This is a genomic window from Streptomyces sp. NPDC053474, assembly GCF_044544845.1.
Taxonomy (GTDB): Bacteria; Actinomycetota; Actinomycetes; order Streptomycetales; family Streptomycetaceae; genus Streptomyces.
Genome location: NZ_JBITXV010000028.1, coordinates 15,055 through 33,233, shown reverse-complemented (window position 1 = coordinate 33,233; position 18,179 = coordinate 15,055). Strand labels below are relative to the sequence as shown.

The following is an 18,179-nucleotide window of genomic DNA, read 5'->3' as shown; positions in this document are numbered from 1 at the left end:
CACCTCACACGACGGGGAGATCGGGGGCCTGTACGCCGTTCACCAGGGCATCGATCCAGCCGTCGGCCGCGACGGCGTCGATGTACGCGTTGTACGCCTGGCCGGGCCGCGGGCGGCGGCCGTAGTCCGTGCACAGCGCCTCCAGCGCGGCCCGTACGAGCACCGCGCGCCGGTCCGCGTGGCCCGACGGAGGAGCGGCCGACGGCGCGGACAGCCGCCATACGGACGCGAGCAGCAGCCGGATCGCGGCGTGCGCCTCGGCCCCGCTCTCCTGATCGGCGCACGCCGGGCACGGTGGCAGATCGCCGCTGGACGGCGCGTGTTCGGGCGCGAAGCCGTCGAACGCCTGGGGTGCGGCGGCGACGAGGTTGAGGTCGCGCAGCCAGTCGGAGGGCGCGCTGCGCAGATAGCGGTGGTGCAGCGCCCGCACGACCAGGGAGTCGAACAGGCCAAGCGCCAGGGCGTGGTGCAGATACCGCGGGTCGTGGCGGACCGAGTCGGCGGCCAGCACGTCACCGGGGTTGTAGTGGCCCGCGAGCCGGGAGTGGATGTGCGACCAGCGCTCCGGGCCGCCCTCGGTGCGCAGTCGGTGGAGCAGGATCGCGCGCAGCGCCCGGTCGGTGATCAGGGGGGCTCTGCCGTACGCCGACGGCCAGGGGCGGTGGTTCCAGTGGGGCCGCTCCAGGGTGCCGTCGAGAAGCCGTCTGACCTGGAGGGCGGGTGGGGGCGCGGGGAAGTCCGACCGGGGCAGCCGCAGCAGGTCGGCCGCGGCGCCCGTCTCCAGCGCGGGCGCGACCGCCAGGGCCTGGTCCCGCAGGGCGGGGTCCGGAAGCAGCTGGTCCAGCAGTCGCACGGCGAGCGGTTGCCCGGCGTCCGGTGAGGGCAGCGAGAGGAGTTCGTCCAGGTCGAGCGGGTCGGAGCCCTCGATCCGCTCCACCGCTGTCTCGGTCAGGAGCAGGGCACAGCCCGTGCGGCCCCCGCTGAGTCGTTCGACGACCGCCGGAAGAGCGGCGGGATAGTCGGTACCGCTGAGCATCGCGCGGATGTGCGGATCGCCCACGTGGGGGATCCCGAGGCGCAGCAGCCAGGTGCGGGGCGGGCAGAGCTCGGTGCGGTGCCACGGCGCTTCGACGGTGGTGGGTGTCAGGCCCGGATCGCAGCCGCGGCCGAGGGAGGACGCGAAGACGACGGGGAGCATGGCCCGGCTGTGCCCCGGGCGCTCCTGTGCGAGGCGCGCGTACCGTTCGACGAACGGGTCGAGAAGGCGTTTCCGCAGAACGTCGTCCACGTTGTCGAGGAGGATGAGCGGGGGGTGGCGGGTCTTGCGCCCCCAGGGGCCGTAGGCGCCGTCGATGTCCGCGAGCAGCGCGTCCAGCAGGTGGGCCTCCACCGCCGCGCGGTCCGGTCCCCGGCGGCGGAACTTCTGGACGAGCAGGAACAGCCGCCGCACCGCGTCGCCGTTGGCGTCGTCCAGTCGGGAGCGCCACCACGCGAGGCGGGGCGCCTGCCCCTTGCGGTCGAAGAGCGTCTCCGACGCGGCCTGGAGTACGCCTTCCAGCCCCGGCACGCCCGGGAGCAGTCCCGCCACCACGCTGCCCAGCGCGGTGAACCAGCGTCTGAGCAGTGCGTCCCGGACCCTGGGGTCCGGGTGCCGCGCGGTCAGCAGCTCCCTCAGTTCCCCTTCCGCGGCCGTCAGGTCGGCCGGTGGCACGGGACCCGAGGTGGCGGCCTCCCGCCGCCACGCGGTCACCAGCAGCAGCGCGGGAGAGAGCCGGGGGAAGGACAGGGGGCGGCCGTTCCCCTTGGGGGCGGTGGACAGTTCGTAGCACATCTGGAAGAGGAGGTTGGTGACCGGCGAGGCGTTGGCCGAGTCCAGGCGCTCGCGATCCGTCTGCCCAGCCGCCGAGTAGGGCGGCTCGGCGAGGTCCACGTGGGCCGTCGGCACATGGGCGTGGTATCCGGCGTACAGCGCGTCGAGTACGGCTGTCTTGCCCGTCGCCCGGTCACCGACGATCTCCACGACGGGCGGGGCGTGCGGGAACCTGCGCTTGGTCCACGGTCCCCCGCCGGGCGGCATCCCCACCATCGCCGGGGCGAGTTCGTCGACCACGGCACTGAGGTGGTACAGATGGCGCCCCATCCCGCCCCCCGGCGCTCTCTTCCCCGTCGGCCCCGGCGTGCCCGCGCCCGCTGGTGGACCGGCCGTGGCTGTGTGGAGAGAGACGATAGGGCAGCTTGCGCGGCGCGACAACAACTGTCCGGCACGGTCTTGGGGCCGGTACGTGCCACGCTGGGCGAACCGCGTCGCCCGCAGCTCAGGAGGACAGGCCCATGGTGAGGGAATCGGACCGGCGGATGGTGCGTACCGCGCTGGAGGAGGCTCGCTCGGGTCTGGCCGAGGGCGGGATCCCGATCGGCGCGGCCCTGTACGCGCCGGACGGGTCCACCCTGCTCGGCCGCGGTCACAACCGCCGCGTGCAGGACGGCGATCCGTCGGCGCACGCGGAGACCGCCGCCTTCCGGGCGGCCGGGCGGCAGCGGACGTACCGCGGTACGACGATGGCGACGACGCTCTCGCCGTGCTGGTACTGCAGCGGCCTGGTCCGGCAGTTCGGGATCTCGCGGGTCGTCGTCGGCGAGGCGCGGACGTTCCACGGCGGGCACGACTGGCTGGCCGAGCACGGCGTGGAGGTCGTGATCCTGGACGACCCCGAGTGCGTCGCCCTGATGACCGCCTTCACGCAGGCCCACCCGCAGCTGTGGCAGGAGGACATCGGGGCGTAGACCCGCGCCTGCGGGGGGCCGGGCCCTGTCTCCGCCGGTCCCGGGCCGGTCGGTTCGCGCGGTCAGTGCCCGGCCGGGGTCACATGGGCCCGTTCCCCCTGCGGGCCGAACAGGGCGAGCAGTTCGGCGGGGCTGCTGTCGGCGCTGCCGATCCAGTGCGGTACGCGGGTGTCGAACTCGGCGGCCTCGCCGGGGCCGAAGCGGTGTTCGTGGTCGCCGAGGACGAACCTGACGTGCCCGTTGAGGACGTAGAACCACTCGTACCCCTCGTGGGACTGCAAGGTCACGGCCGGTGAGCGGTCCGCGGGCGGATAGATCACCTTGTATGCCTGGACGCCGCCCGCGCGCCTGGTCAGGGGCACGAGGACGAGCCCGGACCGCCGCACCGGCCGCAGGTGTACGCGCGGGTCGCCGGTGGGCGGCGCGGCGACGAGGTCGTCGAGCGGGACGCCGTGCGCCCGGGCCAGGGGCAGGAGCTGTTCCAGCGTGGGGCGGAGCCTGCCGTTCTCCAGGCGGGACAGGGTGCTGGCCGTCAGGCCGGTCTCGCTCGCCAGCGCCGCGAGCGTGGTGTGGCGCGCCTGGCGCAGGGCGCGCAGCCGCGGCCCGACTCCGGCCAGCACGTCCTCCGTGGGGGTGTCCATGCTGCCCGATGATGCAGATCCGCAACTTTTCTTGCAAGAGCGGAAAGGGCCTGGCGATGCTGGCGGCACATCGCCGGAGCCGACGGCGCCGATGCGCGGACGCGGCGGACGGCTCGGATGGCTCCGGCCGTGCAGAGGGCTCGGGTGACTCCGGCAGCCCAGCCCGGGCGACTCGGAAGGCTCGACGGCCCGGACAGCTCAGACGGCCCGGACGGCTCAGACGGCTCAGACGGCTCAGACGAAGGGACACCCCTGATGGACTCCACCCACCACCCCCAGCCCACCGACAGCGCGGCGGAAGAGGACGCCGCCCAGTTCTGGGAGCGGATCTACCGCGCCCGGAGCGGCCGGGCCACGCGCGTCAACCCGCTGCTCGCCGAGGTCGCCGCGCCGCTGCGCCCCGGCGCCGCCCTGGACCTGGCCTGCGGCCCCGGCGGCGACACCCTCTGGCTGGCCCGGCAGGGGTGGCACGTGACCGCCGTGGACATCTCCGCCACCGCCGTCGAACAGGTGCGGACCCACGCCCGCGCACTCGGTGTCGCCGAGCTGGTCACCGCCGAACGGCACGACCTGGCCGACAGCTTTCCCATCGGCCGGTTCGACCTCGTCTCCGCCCAGTACTTCCAGACCCCGTTCGAGTTGCCGCGCGCCCGCATCCTGCGTACCGCCGCGCGGGCGCTGCGGCCCGGCGGCCTCCTGCTGGTCGTCGACCACGGCTCCACCGCGCCCTGGTCGTGGAACCAGGACCCCGACGTGCACTACCCCACGCCGGACGAGACGGCCGCCGCGCTCGCTCTCGACCCGGCGCGGTGGTCCGTCGTGCGCGCCGACATGCCGCGCCGCCGGGCCGTCGGACCCGCCGGTGAGACCGCCACCGTCGTCGACAACGTCCTGCTCGTCCGGCGGGCCGCCGCATGAGCGCCGAGGACACCCGCGCGCCGTCGACCGCCCCCGACGAGAAGGCGGTCCTCCTCGGCTGCCTCGACCAGCTGCGCGACGCGGTCGCCGCCAAGGTCACGGGCGTACCGGAACCGCAGGTCCGCACGGGCGGGGTGCCGTCGGGCACCAACCTCCTCGGCCTGGTCAGGCATCTGGCGATCGTCGAGCGGTTCTACTTCCTCGGCGAGGAGGTCGGCCCCTGGCACACGACCATGCGGCCGTCCGCCGAGGACACCGTCGAGAGCGTGCTGGCCGACTACCGAAGGACCGTCGAGCGGGCGAACCACGTCATCGACGCCTGCCCCGATCTGACGCTGCCCGCCCCTCGACCGCCAGGCCGGGGGCCGGGACCCTCGATGCGATGGGTCCTGGTGCACATGATCGAGGAGACCGGCAGGCACGCGGGCCACGCCGACATCCTCCGCGAGCGGATCGATGGTTCCACGGGCCACTGACGGGTCGGGGCCCGGGCCTCAGCACGCCTCGGCCCGGGTGCGCCGCGCGTAGGCGCGGGCCGCCCGGGCGCGGTCGCCGCAGCGGGTGGAGCACCAGTGGCGGCGGCCGTGGCGCAGCAGGTAGCGGTTGCAGGGGGTGGAGCCGCAGGCGGTGAGGCGGTCGGCGTCGGGCCCGGTCAGGAGGTCGGCGGCGTCGGCGGCCAGGGCGGCCAGGGCGTGCTCGACGATCTGGGCGGTGGGGTGCGAGGCGGCCCGGTACAGGCCGCGGGTGGGGTCCCAGTGCAGCAGGGAGGCCGCGGGCGCCCGGGTCAGGGCCTCGTTGACCGCCGCGAGCGCGCTCTCGGGCGCGGGGTGCCCGTCGACGCGGGAGGCGAGCAGGGCCCGGATCTGTTCGCGCAGCGTCCGCAGCTGCGCGGCGCACATCTCCTGGAGTCCGGCGTCGTCGGGCGCGAGGCCGTGCTCGACGAGCCATCGGTTCGCCGCGGCGGGGCTGCCGAGCAGATCGAGGAACTGGCCGCCGGGCAGCGCGATCGCGCTGTCGGCGAAGGCGAGGGCCGGGTACCGCTCGGCGCCCGGCGCGGGCGGCAGCTCCGACTCGGCGGTCACGCTGTCCTTCATGACTCTCATGGTATGGCTTGCGCTCATCCATGAGGACCAACTAGCTTCACCTCACGGATACACCACTACTCATCCGTGAGGTGCTCTCCCATGACTTCTTCCGGCTCCCCCTCGGCTGCTTCCAGCCCCTCCTCGCCCGCGGCCGCCGACGGTACGCCCGGCGAGCGGATTCCCGTCCGCGTCGTCGGCGGCCCCACCGCGCTCTTCGAGTACGGCGGTCTGACGTTCCTCACCGACCCCACCTTCGACGCGCCCCGCAGCTATCCGCTACCGGGCCGCGAGCTGGTCAAGACCGCGCCCGCCGCGGCCACGCCCGCCGAGCTCGGCCGCATCGACGTCGTCCTGCTCTCGCACGACCAACACCCCGACAACCTCGACGAGTCCGGCCGGGCCCTCCTCGCGGAGATACCCCTCACTCTCACCACCCCCAGCGGTGCCCGCCGCCTCGGCGGCGCCGCGCAGGGCCTGGCCCCGTGGGCGTCGGTCGACCTCGACCGGCCCGACGGCAGGACGGTGACCGTGACGGGCGTGCCCGCGCTGCACGGCCCGGAGGAACTCGGCACCGAGGAGGTCGAGGCCACCGTCGGCGAGGTCGTCGGCTTCGTCCTGACCTCGGCCGATCTGCCCACGGTGTACGTGAGCGGGGACAACGCCTCGCTCGGCCTGGTCCGCGAGATCGCCGCGCGCTTCGGCCCGGTGGACACCGCGATCCTCTTCGCCGGGGCGCCGCGCGTCCCCGTCTTCGACGGCGCCCTGCTGGTCCTCGACAGCGCCCAGGCCGCCGAGGCCGCCGCGATCCTCGGGGCGCGCAGGGTCGTGCCCGTGCACTGCGACAGCTGGGCCCACTTCACCGAGGGCCGCGACGACGTCGTGGCCGCCTTCAAGGCCGCGGGGCTCGACGACCGCCTTCAGCTCACCTGAAGACCCGCCGGGCCGGGGCCACACCAGCCGTCGAGACGCCGGGAAGACGCCGGTGAGGCCTCGGCGAAACGCCGATGAGACGCGGTCGTCCGCGTCCGCGTCACCAAACCTCTCCAACTCCGCCACCGCGCGGGTAAATTGACCTTGCCGCCCACGGCGGGCGAGCCTTTCGGGGGTTGGGGTAAGTAATGCGCGGCACGGTCCTGGACGGGCGGTACACGCTCACGGAGCGGATAGGCGCGGGAGGCATGGGCGCCGTCTGGCGGGCCCGCGACGCGCGCCTCGACCGGGACGTGGCCGTCAAGCTGCTCGGGCTGCCCCGGCACACGTCGGGGCCCGAGCGGGAGCGGATGCTGGCGCTCTTCGTCCGCGAGGCGCGGGCCGCGGCGGCGCTCGACAGCTCATACATCGTGCCGGTCTTCGACCACGGCGCGGACGGCGACGTCCCGTACCTCGTGATGCCGCTGCTCACGGGCCGTACGGTGAACGCGCTGCTCACCGAGGGCGACGGCCTCGCGCCGGAGCGAGTGGCGGACATCGCGGGGCAGGTGTGCCGGGCCCTCGCCGTGGCCCACCGGGCGGGCATCGTGCACCGGGACATCAAACCGGCCAACGTGATCGTCACCGACGAGGGCACGGTGAAGGTCCTCGACTTCGGCATCGCCAAGTTCCTCGACGCGACCGGGGCGACCGGCGGCTACCTCACCCGCACCTCCGACTCCCCCATCGGCACGCTGCACTACATGGCCCCCGAGCGGTTCACGCGCGGGCCCGCCGACGGGCGCACCGACGTGTACTCGCTGGGCTGCATGGTCCACGAGATGCTCACCGGATCGCCGCCCTTCGACGCGCCGTCGGAGGCCGCCCTGATGCACTGCCATGTGTACGAGGCCCCGGACCCGCCCTCCGCACGGCGGCCGGAACTCACCCCGGAGTGGGACGCGTTCGTCGGCCGGACGCTGACGAAGGACCCGACCGGCAGGCCCAGCGCCGACGAGGCACGTCAGGCCCTCGATGCCCTCGCGCGCACGGCGGGGCTCCGGCCCGTGCCGACGCCTCCGCCCGCACCCGTGCCCGCGCCCCAGGCCGCGCCCCTGGAGCCCGTGGGAGCGGCCGAGTACCCGCTCGCCCCACCCATGCCCCAGGGTCCGCCGACGCCGTGGCCCGTGCCGCAGCCGCTGGTCGCGGCCGGGAGCGGACCCCGTCCGTGGTGGCGCAGATGGTGGCTTCCGGCCGGGGCGGCCGTCGCCGTCGCCGCGCTCGTCGCCGTGCTCGCCGTCGTCAACCCCTTCGACAAGGACGGCGGAGGCGACGCCGACAAGACGGCGAAGGACGGCGGCTCAGGCAGTTCGGACGGCCGCGGCACCGGCGGCGGGAAGGGCGGCCGGATCGGCGCCAAGGGCCCCGCGGTGGCCGAGCAGGCCAGGACCGAGACGCTGACCATCGGCACGGCCGCGGACTCCAAGGGCCCCTCGCCCGCCGTCGGCGGCGCCCGCAGGGGCGGCTCCGTCACGGTCCTCGACCCCTACGAGCCCACCACCATCGACCCGGGCATGATGTGGTCGGGCGCCGAACGCCTCGTCTCGCGCCTCGTCTACCGCAGTCTGACGGGCCTCAAGACGCTGCCCGACGGCTCGGTCAAGCTCGTCGGCGATCTGGCCACCGACGCCGGGCGGCCCACGGCGGGCGGCCGGACCTGGACGTTCACCCTCAAGGAGGGACTGACGTACAACGACGGGCTTCCCGTGCGCGCCAAGGACTTCGCCCACGCCGTCGAGCGCACCCTCGGCCCGCAGTTCTCCCTCGGCGACAAGACCGTACGCAGCTGGCTCCTCGGCAAGGACGCCACCACGGGAACCAGCGCCCGCTCGCTGCCGCCGGGCGCCATCGAGACGCCCAACGACCGGACGATCGTCTTCCATCTCGAAGTCCCCCGCTCGGACTTCAACGTCGCGCTCGCGGGCCCCACCGGCGCGCCCCTGCCCGACAAGGTCAAGAACACCCCGGTGAACTCCGGGACGCTGCCGTCCACCGGCCCCTACCAGATCAACGCCTACCAGAGCGGCAAGGACCTCGTTCTCACACGCAACCCCGCCTGGCGTGCGACCACCGACCCGTTGCGCACCGCCTACCCGGACTCGTACCGGATGGAGGGCGGCGTCAGCGACGACCAGATCAAGTCCCGCACGCTGGCGGCGCGGCCGGGCGAGGCGGTCATGACGTTCACCGGGACCCTCGCCAAGGGCGACCTCGACAAGGCCTCCGGCGCGGGCCGTCTGACGGCGCCCTCCTCGTATGTGCAGACGTACATGATCAACACGCAGCGGGTGAAGAACCGCGCGGTCCGCAAGGCCATCGCCACCGCGCTGCCCGCGGCCGACGTCCTCGCGGCGGGCGGCGAGAACGGGACGGTCCAGCACAACCTGCTGCCCCCGGGCGTGCGCGGAGCCCACCCCTTCGACCTGTACGACGCCGGGGAGCGCGGGTCCCCCGCCAAGGCGCGCGCACTCCTCAAGGACGCGGGCAAGAGCGGCTACCGGATCACCCTCGGCTACGGCACGGAGGCGGACGCCCAGCGCGCCGAGGTGATCGAGGCGGCACTGAAGCAGGCGGGGTTCCGGGTCGAACTCAAGCAGGACAAGCCGACCGACTACTTCAAGAACGCGGGCGACGGCAAGTACGACCTGTTCCGCCTGGCCGTCGGCGGTGGCCTTCCTGTCGCCTCCTCGTTCCTGCCGGACTACTTCGACAGCGAGACCGCCGCCCCCGCTTCGTCGAACTACTCCCGCCTCAAGAACTCCGAGGTCGACGACGCGATCGAGGCCGCCGACGGCGCGGACTCGGTGACCGCCGCGGGCGAGCTGTGGTCGAGGGTCGACCGCCGCGTGATGGAGGAGGCGGCGGCCGTGCCGCTGTACGTGCCGACGCGCACATTCCTGCACTCCGAGGCGCTGCGCGGGCTCCAGGTCGACCTGGACGGGGTGTCACCGCTCAACGCGTACGTACGCCGCTGACCCTCCCGGGCGGTCTCGGACCTCGGACGTAGGTCCGGTGCCCCATGCGCGCTCCCCGCACCACCGGCTACGGTCGCTCCCCATGCAGAGCACCGACACCACACGCCGCGACGTGCGGGAACGCACCCACGACACGCTGGCACGCCTGGACCGCGAACGAGACGTCTGGGTGTCCACCGCCCATCCGGAGCACGGCCCGCACCAAGTGCCGCTGTGGTTCTGGTGGGACGGGCACGCGCTGTGGCTCTGCACCGGCGAGACCACCGTGACCGCGCGCAACCTCCGCGCGGACCCCCGCGTACGCCTGGCCCTGCCGGACACGTTCGACGTGGTGCAGCTGCGCGGGACGGCGGACTGCTTCCCCGCACCACAGGTGCCGGAGGAGGGCGCGGCCGGATTCGCGGCGAAGTTCGGCTGGGACCCGCGAACGGACGAGGGGTCGTACGTCTATCTGCGGGTGACTCCGGACACCGTGCTGGCTTGGCGCGGCGAGTCCGAGCTCTCCGGGCGGGTGCTCATGCGGGCGGGGGTGTGGCTCGGGTAGCCGCCCCCGGTCAGTGGCTGCCGGTGATGGCCTTGCCCCACCGTGTCCCACAGCTTCACCTCGCCCCGGTGCGCCAGTTGATCGGCTGACCGACCGTTGCTGCGCGGGGTCATGGCCTTCGCCGGAGGGGAAGCGGGCCGCGGGCAGCGCTTCTGAGAGGGTGCGGCCATGGATGTCCGGCAGCTGGAGTACTTTCTCGCGATCGTCGACCGCGGCGGGTTCCACCGCGCCGCCGCGGCGCTGTACGTGTCGCAGCCCTCGCTCTCGCAGGCGGTCCGGGCCCTGGAGCGTGACATCGGCACGGAACTCTTCCACCGCGTCGGCCGCCGGGCGGTCCTCACCGAGGCGGGTCAGGCCCTCATCGAACCGGCGCGCGCGGCCGTGCGGAGCCTGCACACCGCGCGGGCGAGCGTCGACGCCGTGCGCGAGCTGCGCGCGGGCCGCCTCGACATCGCCTCCATGCCGTCGCAGGCGGTGGAGCCGCTCACCACGCTGATCCACGCGTTCAGCGACGACCACCCGGGCGTCTCGGTGGCCGTGAAGGCGGCCTTCACCGCGCGGGACGTCATCGACCTGGTGCGCACGGGCGCGGTCGAGCTGGGGCTGCTCGCGACCGCCGGGGCGGTGCCGGAGAAGGAGGTCGCCGCGCACGTGCTCGGGCGGCAGCGGTTCGTGCTCGTGGTGCCGCCCGGCGGCCCCTTCTCCGGGCGGGACGCGCTCGGCTGCGCGGAGCTGACCGGGCAGCGGCTGATCGTCGGGCAGCCGGGCACCGGCATGCGCGCCTACGTGGACGCGCTGCGCGAGCGGGGCGTCGACTTCACCGTGGCCGCGGAGACCGAGCACCGGGTGGCCCTGCTGCCGCTGGTCCTGGCCGGGGTCGGGCTCGCCGTCGTCACGGACTCCTGGCGGGAGTTCGCCCGGCGGGCGGGCGCCCGCGTCCTGGACATCGAGCCCGCGACCACGCTCGACATCGCCCTGGTCAGCAGGCGCGGCGTGCTGTCCCCGGCCGCTGCCGCGTTCGCCGCGGCCGCCGTCGCGTCCCGCGCCCCGGACGAGGCCTCCTGATAAGGGCCGCCTATCAGGCAGATCCGGTATGCGTCTTGGACGCCGGTACGGGCCCGTTGCTGGAATCGACGGCATGACGAACCACCGCATCGCCCTGATCCCCGGCGACGGCATCGGCACCGAGGTGCTGCCCGCCGCGCAGCAGGTCCTCGACGTCCTCGGCCGCCGCCACGGCTTCGGCCTCACCTACACCTCGTACGACGACTGGTCCTGCGAGCGGTATCTGCGCGAGGGCGCGATGATGCCGGACGACGGCCTCGACCAGCTGCGCGACAAGGACGCCATCCTGCTGGGCGCGGTGGGCCACCCCGAGGTGCCCGACCACGTCTCGCTGTGGGGCCTGCTGATCCCGATCCGGCGTGGCTTTCGCCAGTACGTCAACCTCCGGCCCATCCGCGTCTTCGAGGGCATCGAGAGCCCCGTGCGGAACGCGCGCGCCGGTGAGGTCGACTTCGTGGTGGTCCGCGAGAACGTGGAGGGCGAGTACAGCCAGGTCGGCGGGCGCTTCAACAGCGGCTTCCCCGAGGAACTCGCCGTGCAGGAGGCCGTGTTCACGCGGGCCGGTGTCAGCCGGGTCCTCGACTACGCCTTCGACCTCGCGGCGCGCCGGGGCGGCCGTCTGACCTCGGCGACGAAGTCGAACGGCATCGTGCACACCATGCCCTTCTGGGACGAGCTCGTCGCCGAGCGCGCGCCCCGCTTCCCCCGGGTCGCCTGGGAGCAGGAGCACATCGACGCCCTCGCGGCGAAGTTCGTCCTCGACCCGGGCCGGTTCGACGTGGTGGTCGCCTCCAACCTCTTCGGTGACATCCTCAGCGACCTCGCGGCCGCGATCGCCGGGTCCATCGGGATCGCCCCGGCCGCGAACCTCAACCCGGAGCGGGAGTTCCCCTCGATGTTCGAGCCGGTGCACGGTTCGGCGCCCGACATCGCGGGCCGGGGCATCGCCAACCCGTTGGGCGCGATCTGGTCGGCGGCCCTGATGCTCGACCACCTGGGCCATCCGGCGGCGGCCAAGGACGTCACCGACGCCGTCGCGGGCGTCCTCGCGAAGACCGACGTGCGCACCGCCGACCTGGGCGGCACCGCCACGACCGCCGCCTTCACCGACAAGGTCCTCGAACTTCTCTGACCTGCGCCCCCCTGCGCCCCCTTTGCCGCCGACGGCCGCCGCGAGCAGCCCGAAGGCCGGTTGCGCCCGTTCCTCGACGAGGAGTAACGCCATGGCAGCACCCGCGTCCCCCGCACCCGCGCCCCAGCGGCCCTGGTACCGGCAGCTCTACTTCTGGGTCCTGACCGCCATCGTCACCGGGGTGCTCACCGGCTGGCTGTGGCCCTCGGTCGGCACCGCCCTGGAGCCGGTGGGCACCACCTTCGTCGCCGCCATCAAGATGCTCATCGCCCCGATCGTCTTCCTGACCGTCGTGGCGGGCATCGGCGGCGTCGACAGCCTCGGCCGCGTCGGCCGCGTGGGCCTGAAGTCCCTGCTCTACTTCCAGGCCGGGACGCTCGCCGCCCTGCTCGTGGGCCTGGTCGCCGTCAACGTCTTCCAGCCCGGCGCGGGCGTCCACGCCGACCCGGGCGCGCTGCGCCTGGAAGGCGACGCGCGGCAGTACGTCAAGGACGGGCAGGAACAGGACTGGTGGCACTTCCTCACCGACATCGTCCCCCACAGCGCCGTGGGCGCCTTCGCCGAGGGCAACGTCCTCCAGGTCATCTTCCTCTCGGTGCTCTTCGGCGTCGCCCTCAAGGCCGTCGGTCCCGTCGGCGAACCGGTCGTCGAGGGCGTCCACCGCCTCAGTGCCGTAGCCTTCAAGATCCTCCACCATGTGATGCTGGCCGCTCCCGTGGGCGCCTTCGGCGCGATGGCCTACACGATCGGCGCGTACGGCGTCTCCACGCTCACCAGCCTCGGGCAGCTCATCGGGCTCTTCTACGGCACGTCCGCGTTCTTCGTGGTCGTGGTGCTCGGCGCGGTCACCGCCGCGCTCAGGATCAACATCTTCCGGCTGCTCCGCTATCTGCGCGAGGAGTTCGTCCTGGTCCTGGGCACCTCGTCGTCCGAGAGCGCCTTGCCGCGCCTGATGCAGAAGCTGGAGGGCCTCGGCGTCAGACGGGACATCGTCGGTCTGACGGTGCCCACGGGCTACTCCTTCAACCTGGACGGCAGCTCGATCTATCTGTCCCTGGCGGCCGTCTACATCGCCCAGGCGACCGACACCCCCTTGAGCATCGGCCAGCAGCTCGGGCTGCTCGCCGTCATGATCCTGACCTCGAAGGGGTCCGGCGGCATCACCGGTGCCGGTTTCATCGCCCTTGCCGCGACGCTGTCCACGGTGGGCACCGTCCCGGCGGCGGGCATCATGCTCATCTTCGGCATCGACAAGTTCATGTCGGAGTGCCGTGCCCTGACCAACCTCGCGGGCAACAGCGTGGCCACGCTCGTCGTCGCCCGCTGGGAGAACGACCTCGATACCGCGCGCGTCAACGAGGTGCTCAAGGCCCGCGCCCCGCATCCCGCCCCCGCCGAGGAGGCCGACGGCCGGGCCGAGGCCCCCGTGGAGCTGCCGACCAAGGCCTGAGCCGCCTGGCGGCGGGGGCCGCGCGGCCTTCCTCTAGAGTTCTTCCGTCCCTGGACGCGCGCGGCCCCGGCCGACGGCGCGTGCCGACCCCGACCGAGGAACGACCGTGACCGACATGGCGCCCATATCCCTCCAGCAGGAGATCGCCCGGGATCTCCAGGTGAGCCCGACCTTCGAGGCGGAGCAGGAGATCGAGCGCCGGGTGGCGTTCCTCGCCGACCGGCTGACCTCCACGGGCCTGCGCTCGCTGGTCCTCGGCATCAGCGGCGGCGTGGACTCCACGACCGCGGGGCGGCTGTGTCAGCTGGCCGTCGAGCGGGTCCGCGCCGCCGGGCACGACGCCACGTTCTTCGCGATGCGGCTGCCGTACGGCACGCAGGCCGACGAGCACGACGCGCAGCTGGCGCTCGACTTCATCCGGCCCGACCAGGCCCTGACCGTCGACGTGCGGCCCGCGAGCGACGCGGCCCTCGCAGCGGTCCTCGCCGGGGGCACGGCCTTCCGCGACGCGCACCACCAGGACTTCGTCCACGGCAACATCAAGGCCCGCCAGCGCATGGTGGCCCAGTACGCGGTCGCGGGCGCGCACGAGGGCCTGGTCGTGGGCACCGACCACGCCGCGGAGGCGGTCTCCGGCTTCTTCACCAAGTTCGGTGACGGCGCGGCGGACGTGGTGCCGCTCACCGGCCTCACCAAGCGGCGCGTCCGTGCCCTGGCCGAGGCCCTGGGCGCGCCCACCGCCCTGGTGTGGAAGACCCCGACCGCGGACCTGGAGACGCTGAGCCCGGGCAAGCCCGACGAGGACGCGCTCGGCGTCACCTACGACGACATCGACGACTTCCTGGAGGGCAAGCCGGTCGACGGGCCCGCCTTCGAGGCCATCGTCCGCCGCTACCGCCTCACCGAGCACAAGCGCCAGCTGCCGATCGCGCCCTGAGCCCCGCACTGTCCCCGCTGGTCAGCGAGTGGTGTGCGCTCCGCCGTTCACGTGCAGGACCTGCCCCGTGATGTGCCGGGCCGCCGGTGAGGCGAGGAAGGCCACGGCGCCCACGACGTCGTCGGGGGTGCCGGGGCGGCCCGTGGCGGTGGCCGCCACCAGCTGCCCGCGGCGCTCCTCGGTGAGCTTGTCGCGGAAGAACTCGGTGTCGGCGATGTAGCCGGGCGCGACCACGTTCGCCGTGACGGACCGGGCGCCGAGTTCGCCCGCGAGGCTGATGTTCCAGGTGGCGAGGCCCGCCTTGGCGGCGCCGTAGGATCCCGCTCCCTGGTCGGCCGCGATGGAGCCGATGTGGACGACGGCGCCGCCCTCGGCCAGGCGGTCCGTCACCGCCCGGGTGGTGAGGGCGGCGCTGATGAGGTTGGCCTCCAGATTGGCGCGGAAGTCCCGGGCGTAGGAGGCCAGGTCCGTCTTCCCGTCGGCGTCGAAGACCACGTTCCCGCCCGCGTTGTTGACCAGGACGTCGATGCGCTCGGGCAGCGCGTCGAGGAGGCGCAACAGGTCGTCGGGGTGCGTGTGGTCGCAGACCAGGGCGTGGGCGCCGGTCTCGGCGGCCAACTCCTCGATCGGGCCGGGCCTGCGGCCCGTGATGAACACCTTGTCGCCCTGGGCGGCGAAGTGCCGCGCGACGGCCCTGCCGATGCCCGTGCCGCCGCCGGTGACCAGGATGGTGCGTGCCATATGCTGAGCTCCGATCACGTTCATATAGGCCTAAATTTAGATCTAAACGTAGTACGAGGGGGCTCCCCGTGACAAGAGATCCACACGGCGCGCAGGAGGCGGCCGACGCCCGCCCCACGGCCCGGACCATCGCCGAGGCCTGGCAGCGCGAGCGCCCCGGCACCCCGGTCGACTCCATCGGGATCGTCACGCCGATCTGGCAGCTGGCCAAGCTCTTCGGCGACGACCGGCGGGCCGTGCTCGCCCGCGCCGGGGTCGACACGGCCACGCTCGACCTGCTCAGCGTCTTGCGCCGCAGCGGCCCTCCGTACACGCTCACCACCCGGGAGATCGGCCACCGCTGTCTGGTGACGGCGGGCGCGGTCTCCCAGCGCGTCGCCCGCGCCGAACGCGAGGGGCTCGTCACCCGCGCCCCGGCGCCGGACCGCTCCCGTGCCGTCCTGGTCGCCCTCACTCCGGCCGGGCACGAGCTCGTCGAGGCGACGGTGGACCAAGTCCTGCTGCGCGACGCCGAGTTGATCGCCTCGCTCACGCCCGCGCAGCAGACCCAGCTCGCGGAGCTGCTGCGCGTCCTCCTCGACGACGTCCAGGACCGCGTCGGCGACCACGGGATCACTCAGGTGGGGCAGCTCTGAGGCCACGGATGGGCGCGGACGCGAGGGTCCACGTCCGGGCCGCACCCGCTCCGCCGGAGCCGGGGGCGCACGGTCAGCGCCGCGCTCCCGCGGTCTCCTTGTGCTCCTCGCGGTCCTCGTCCTCCTGGCGGTGCTTCGCGCTCCCCGCGGGTGGCGTGTCGCGGTCGGACGCCGTCACCGTGGCGTGCCGTTCGGCCCAGATGGTGAGGGCCGTCGAGCAGGCGTGGTCCAGGTGGCGCAGGCCCGACAGGTCCAGCTCGGTCCTGCGGTCCCCCGGCAGGGCCTCCAGCTGGTCGAGGATCTTGGGCAGGCGCAGGAACGTGGCGTTGCCGACCACGCGGACGCGGATCGTGCCGGTCCCCTCCAGCCCGTCGACCTCCAGGTGTACGTGGGAGGTGTCCCAGGCCGTCTTGACGATGGCGAGGGCGAGGCCGATGAGGACGCCCTCGAACATGTTGGTCGCCACGATCGCGAGGGCGGTCACCGCGAGCACCAGGGCCTCGCCGCGGTGCTCGCGCCACAGCGGCCCGAACGCCTTGACGGGGATCAGCTTCCAGCCCGCGTGGATCAGGACTCCGGCGAGCGTCGCCACCGGGATGACGCCGAGGGCCGCCGGGAACGCCGCGGCGAAGGCGAGCAGCCACACGCCGTGCAGCACCCGGGACGCCTTGGTCCTGGCACCGGCCTGCACGTTGGCGGCGCTGCGCACGATCACCGCGGTCATCGGCAGCGCGCCGAGCGCCCCGCACACGGCGTTGCCCGCGCCCTGGGCCATCAGCTCCTTGTCGTAGTCGGTGCGCGGGCCGTCGTGCATGCGGTCCACGGCGGCCGCGCTGAACAGCGACTCGGCGGACGCGATCAGGGTGAAGGCGAGGATGGTGCCGAGCGCGCCCGCGAGGGCGCCGCCCTCCACCAGGGCGGAGAAGGCGTCGCCGCCGGGCGGCTGGACCGCGTCCACCAGGCCCTGCACCTCGACCTTCGCCACCGACAGGTCGAGGGCGAACACGGCGAGCGTGGCCAGGGCGACCCCGGCGAGCGGCGCGGGCAGCACCCGGGCGGCCCCGCGCCACCGCGGCCACAGCACCAGGACGGCGATGGTGCCGGTGCCGACGGCGAACGCGGCCAGGGCGTCGCCGGAACCAGCCGTGTCGGCGGCGAGCCGGGGCAGTTCGGCCAGCTTGTCCAGGCCGGACGCGGGAGCCTTCGCGTCGACGAGCGCGTACAGCTGCCCGGCGATGAGGACGAGGCCGATGCCCGCGAGCATCCCCTGCACCACCGCCACGGATATCGCCCTAAACCAGCGGCCGAGCCGCAGGGCTCCCATGGCCAGCTGGAGGAGCCCGGCGATCAGCACCAGGGCGCCGAGCGCCGCGATGCCGTACTCCTGCACGGCCTCGTAGACGAGGACGGTCAGACCGGCGGCCGGGCCGCTGACCTGGAGGCTGCTGCCGGGCAGCAGACCGGTCAGGAGGCCGCCGACGATGCCGGTGACCAGGCCGAGCTCGGCCGGTACGCCGGAGGCGACGGCCACGCCGACGCACAGGGGGACGGCGACGAGGAAGACCACGATCGACGCGGTGAAGTCCGCGCGCAGAGTGGCGAAGTCACGCACTGAGGGCCTTTTCATGGTCGGTACGTCAGCTTTCGTGGGTTTCACCGGATCTCCCCGTTCTCACAGCGGGAGGAAGAGGTCGGTCTCGGCGTGATGAGCCGCCACCAGGCCAGTGTGGACCTCGTAGTACCAGCCGTGCAGGCGCACGTCGCCACTCTCCAGGCGCTCGCTGACGCACGGGTAGGCGCGCAGGCGTACCAGCTGTTCGCGCACGTGGCGCTGGACGGCGGCGGCGACCGCAGGACCGTCGTCGGCGGGCAGTTCGCTGGACAGCTGACGGTCCAGCCAGTCCCGGACGGCGGGCAGTTCGGCGAGGTCCTCGCCGCGGGCCTTGGCGCCGACGGCGCCGCAGTGCGAGTGGCCGCAGACCACGATGTCGGCGACGCGCAGGACGCGCATCGCGTACTCGATGGTGGCGCCTTCCGAGCTGGCGGGCCGGTCGGCCTCGTAAGGGGGCACCGCGTTGCCCGCGGTGCGCAGCTCGAACAGGTCGCCGGGGCGGGCCCCGGTGATGAGGGAGGGCACGACCCGGGAGTCGGAGCAGGTGATGAAGAGGGCGAGCGGGGACTGCCCGGCGGCGAGCCGCTCGAACGTCTCCTGTTCCTCGCGTCGTTCGGCGATGCGGGCGGTCATGCCGCGGGCATGCGTGATGAAGGTCTCCATGGCGAAGACGTCTCCTGGGGGTGTCGGT

General features: G+C 73.5%; 17 protein-coding genes. 11 read left to right on the top strand and 6 right to left on the bottom strand.

Translation table 11 applies throughout. The features are described from left to right. Positions 1-4: 4 nt before the first annotated feature. A complete protein-coding gene (locus ACIG3E_RS39425; RefSeq protein ID WP_399625731.1) occupies positions 5-2,140 on the bottom strand; it encodes a hypothetical protein in 2,136 nt (711 codons plus the stop codon). 191 nt (positions 2,141-2,331) lie between these two features. Here ACIG3E_RS39425 and ACIG3E_RS39420 point away from each other — a divergent pair, with 191 nt between their 5' ends. Continuing rightward, positions 2,332-2,784, top strand: coding sequence for a nucleoside deaminase (locus ACIG3E_RS39420; RefSeq protein ID WP_399625729.1), 453 nt, complete (start codon positions 2,332-2,334; stop codon positions 2,782-2,784). Between the two features lie 62 nt (positions 2,785-2,846). Here the strand turns inward: ACIG3E_RS39420 and ACIG3E_RS39415 are convergent, their stop codons facing one another. Then, a complete protein-coding gene (locus ACIG3E_RS39415) occupies positions 2,847-3,425 on the bottom strand; it encodes a helix-turn-helix domain-containing protein (protein ID WP_399625727.1) in 579 nt (192 codons plus the stop codon). A gap of 255 nt (positions 3,426-3,680) precedes the next feature. Here ACIG3E_RS39415 and ACIG3E_RS39410 point away from each other — a divergent pair, with 255 nt between their 5' ends. Together ACIG3E_RS39410 and ACIG3E_RS39405 are read left to right on the top strand one after the other, a co-directional pair. After that, positions 3,681-4,343 (top strand): class I SAM-dependent methyltransferase, encoded by a 663-nt coding sequence (locus ACIG3E_RS39410; protein ID WP_399625725.1) that lies wholly within the window; start codon positions 3,681-3,683, stop codon positions 4,341-4,343. After that, on the top strand, positions 4,340-4,819 hold the full coding sequence (locus tag ACIG3E_RS39405; RefSeq protein ID WP_399625722.1) for a DinB family protein: 480 nt from the start codon (positions 4,340-4,342) through the stop codon (positions 4,817-4,819). The genes ACIG3E_RS39410 and ACIG3E_RS39405 overlap by 4 nt, the downstream gene beginning before the upstream one ends. A gap of 18 nt (positions 4,820-4,837) precedes the next feature. On the opposite strand, the gene ACIG3E_RS39400 is transcribed toward ACIG3E_RS39405, so the two are convergent. Then, entirely contained in the window at positions 4,838-5,437 is a 600-nt protein-coding gene (locus ACIG3E_RS39400; protein WP_399625719.1) for a CGNR zinc finger domain-containing protein, read from the bottom strand. Between the two features lie 90 nt (positions 5,438-5,527). On the opposite strand from ACIG3E_RS39400, the gene ACIG3E_RS39395 reads away from it, so the two are divergent. From ACIG3E_RS39395 to nadE, 7 genes are all read left to right on the top strand, one after another. Then, the gene (locus ACIG3E_RS39395) at positions 5,528-6,358 is read left to right on the top strand and encodes an MBL fold metallo-hydrolase (RefSeq protein ID WP_399625717.1); all 831 of its coding nucleotides are present in this window, start codon (positions 5,528-5,530) and stop codon (positions 6,356-6,358) included. Between the two features lie 188 nt (positions 6,359-6,546). Further along, the gene (locus ACIG3E_RS39390) at positions 6,547-9,372 is read left to right on the top strand and encodes an ABC transporter substrate-binding protein (protein ID WP_399625715.1); all 2,826 of its coding nucleotides are present in this window, start codon (positions 6,547-6,549) and stop codon (positions 9,370-9,372) included. An 82-nt stretch (positions 9,373-9,454) separates the two neighbouring features. Beyond that, positions 9,455-9,916, top strand: coding sequence for a pyridoxamine 5'-phosphate oxidase family protein (locus ACIG3E_RS39385; RefSeq protein WP_399625712.1), 462 nt, complete (start codon positions 9,455-9,457; stop codon positions 9,914-9,916). Between the two features lie 168 nt (positions 9,917-10,084). Next, positions 10,085-10,981: a LysR family transcriptional regulator gene (locus ACIG3E_RS39380; protein ID WP_399625709.1), complete on the top strand. Its 897-nt coding sequence runs from the start codon at positions 10,085-10,087 to the stop codon at positions 10,979-10,981. A gap of 73 nt (positions 10,982-11,054) precedes the next feature. Further along, positions 11,055-12,113: a tartrate dehydrogenase gene (locus ACIG3E_RS39375; protein ID WP_399625707.1), complete on the top strand. Its 1,059-nt coding sequence runs from the start codon at positions 11,055-11,057 to the stop codon at positions 12,111-12,113. Between the two features lie 91 nt (positions 12,114-12,204). Next, on the top strand, positions 12,205-13,563 hold the full coding sequence (dctA, locus tag ACIG3E_RS39370) for a C4-dicarboxylate transporter DctA (protein WP_399625705.1): 1,359 nt from the start codon (positions 12,205-12,207) through the stop codon (positions 13,561-13,563). 115 nt (positions 13,564-13,678) lie between these two features. After that, on the top strand, positions 13,679-14,500 hold the full coding sequence (gene nadE / locus ACIG3E_RS39365) for an ammonia-dependent NAD(+) synthetase (protein WP_399625703.1): 822 nt from the start codon (positions 13,679-13,681) through the stop codon (positions 14,498-14,500). Positions 14,501-14,521: 21 nt separating this feature from the next. On the opposite strand, the gene ACIG3E_RS39360 is transcribed toward nadE, so the two are convergent. After that, positions 14,522-15,241 (bottom strand): SDR family NAD(P)-dependent oxidoreductase, encoded by a 720-nt coding sequence (locus tag ACIG3E_RS39360; RefSeq protein ID WP_399625701.1) that lies wholly within the window; start codon positions 15,239-15,241, stop codon positions 14,522-14,524. Between the two features lie 68 nt (positions 15,242-15,309). On the opposite strand from ACIG3E_RS39360, the gene ACIG3E_RS39355 reads away from it, so the two are divergent. Continuing rightward, on the top strand, positions 15,310-15,876 hold the full coding sequence (locus ACIG3E_RS39355; protein WP_399625699.1) for a MarR family winged helix-turn-helix transcriptional regulator: 567 nt from the start codon (positions 15,310-15,312) through the stop codon (positions 15,874-15,876). A gap of 73 nt (positions 15,877-15,949) precedes the next feature. Here ACIG3E_RS39355 and ACIG3E_RS39350 read toward each other — a convergent pair whose 3' ends face one another. Together ACIG3E_RS39350 and ACIG3E_RS39345 are read right to left on the bottom strand one after the other, a co-directional pair. Next, entirely contained in the window at positions 15,950-17,503 is a 1,554-nt protein-coding gene (locus ACIG3E_RS39350; RefSeq protein ID WP_399625698.1) for a SulP family inorganic anion transporter, read from the bottom strand. 45 nt (positions 17,504-17,548) lie between these two features. Further along, a complete protein-coding gene (locus ACIG3E_RS39345; RefSeq protein ID WP_242714544.1) occupies positions 17,549-18,151 on the bottom strand; it encodes a carbonic anhydrase in 603 nt (200 codons plus the stop codon). Positions 18,152-18,179 lie beyond the last annotated feature (28 nt).

Excerpts from the sequence above, each read along its gene's own strand:
- ACIG3E_RS39425 (WP_399625731.1), bottom strand. The coding sequence starts at position 2,140 with ATGGGGCGCCATCTGTACCACCTCAGTGCCGTGGTCGACGAACTCGCC.
- ACIG3E_RS39420 (WP_399625729.1), top strand. The coding sequence starts at position 2,332 with ATGGTGAGGGAATCGGACCGGCGGATGGTGCGTACCGCGCTGGAGGAG.
- ACIG3E_RS39415 (WP_399625727.1), bottom strand. The coding sequence starts at position 3,425 with ATGGACACCCCCACGGAGGACGTGCTGGCCGGAGTCGGGCCGCGGCTG.
- ACIG3E_RS39410 (WP_399625725.1), top strand. The coding sequence starts at position 3,681 with ATGGACTCCACCCACCACCCCCAGCCCACCGACAGCGCGGCGGAAGAG.
- ACIG3E_RS39405 (WP_399625722.1), top strand. The coding sequence starts at position 4,340 with ATGAGCGCCGAGGACACCCGCGCGCCGTCGACCGCCCCCGACGAGAAG.
- ACIG3E_RS39400 (WP_399625719.1), bottom strand. The coding sequence starts at position 5,437 with ATGAAGGACAGCGTGACCGCCGAGTCGGAGCTGCCGCCCGCGCCGGGC.
- ACIG3E_RS39395 (WP_399625717.1), top strand. The coding sequence starts at position 5,528 with ATGACTTCTTCCGGCTCCCCCTCGGCTGCTTCCAGCCCCTCCTCGCCC.
- ACIG3E_RS39390 (WP_399625715.1), top strand. The coding sequence starts at position 6,547 with ATGCGCGGCACGGTCCTGGACGGGCGGTACACGCTCACGGAGCGGATA.
- ACIG3E_RS39385 (WP_399625712.1), top strand. The coding sequence starts at position 9,455 with ATGCAGAGCACCGACACCACACGCCGCGACGTGCGGGAACGCACCCAC.
- ACIG3E_RS39380 (WP_399625709.1), top strand. The coding sequence starts at position 10,085 with ATGGATGTCCGGCAGCTGGAGTACTTTCTCGCGATCGTCGACCGCGGC.
- ACIG3E_RS39375 (WP_399625707.1), top strand. The coding sequence starts at position 11,055 with ATGACGAACCACCGCATCGCCCTGATCCCCGGCGACGGCATCGGCACC.
- dctA (WP_399625705.1), top strand. The coding sequence starts at position 12,205 with ATGGCAGCACCCGCGTCCCCCGCACCCGCGCCCCAGCGGCCCTGGTAC.
- nadE (WP_399625703.1), top strand. The coding sequence starts at position 13,679 with ATGGCGCCCATATCCCTCCAGCAGGAGATCGCCCGGGATCTCCAGGTG.
- ACIG3E_RS39360 (WP_399625701.1), bottom strand. The coding sequence starts at position 15,241 with ATGGCACGCACCATCCTGGTCACCGGCGGCGGCACGGGCATCGGCAGG.
- ACIG3E_RS39350 (WP_399625698.1), bottom strand. The coding sequence starts at position 17,503 with ATGAAAAGGCCCTCAGTGCGTGACTTCGCCACTCTGCGCGCGGACTTC.
- ACIG3E_RS39345 (WP_242714544.1), bottom strand. The coding sequence starts at position 18,151 with ATGGAGACCTTCATCACGCATGCCCGCGGCATGACCGCCCGCATCGCC.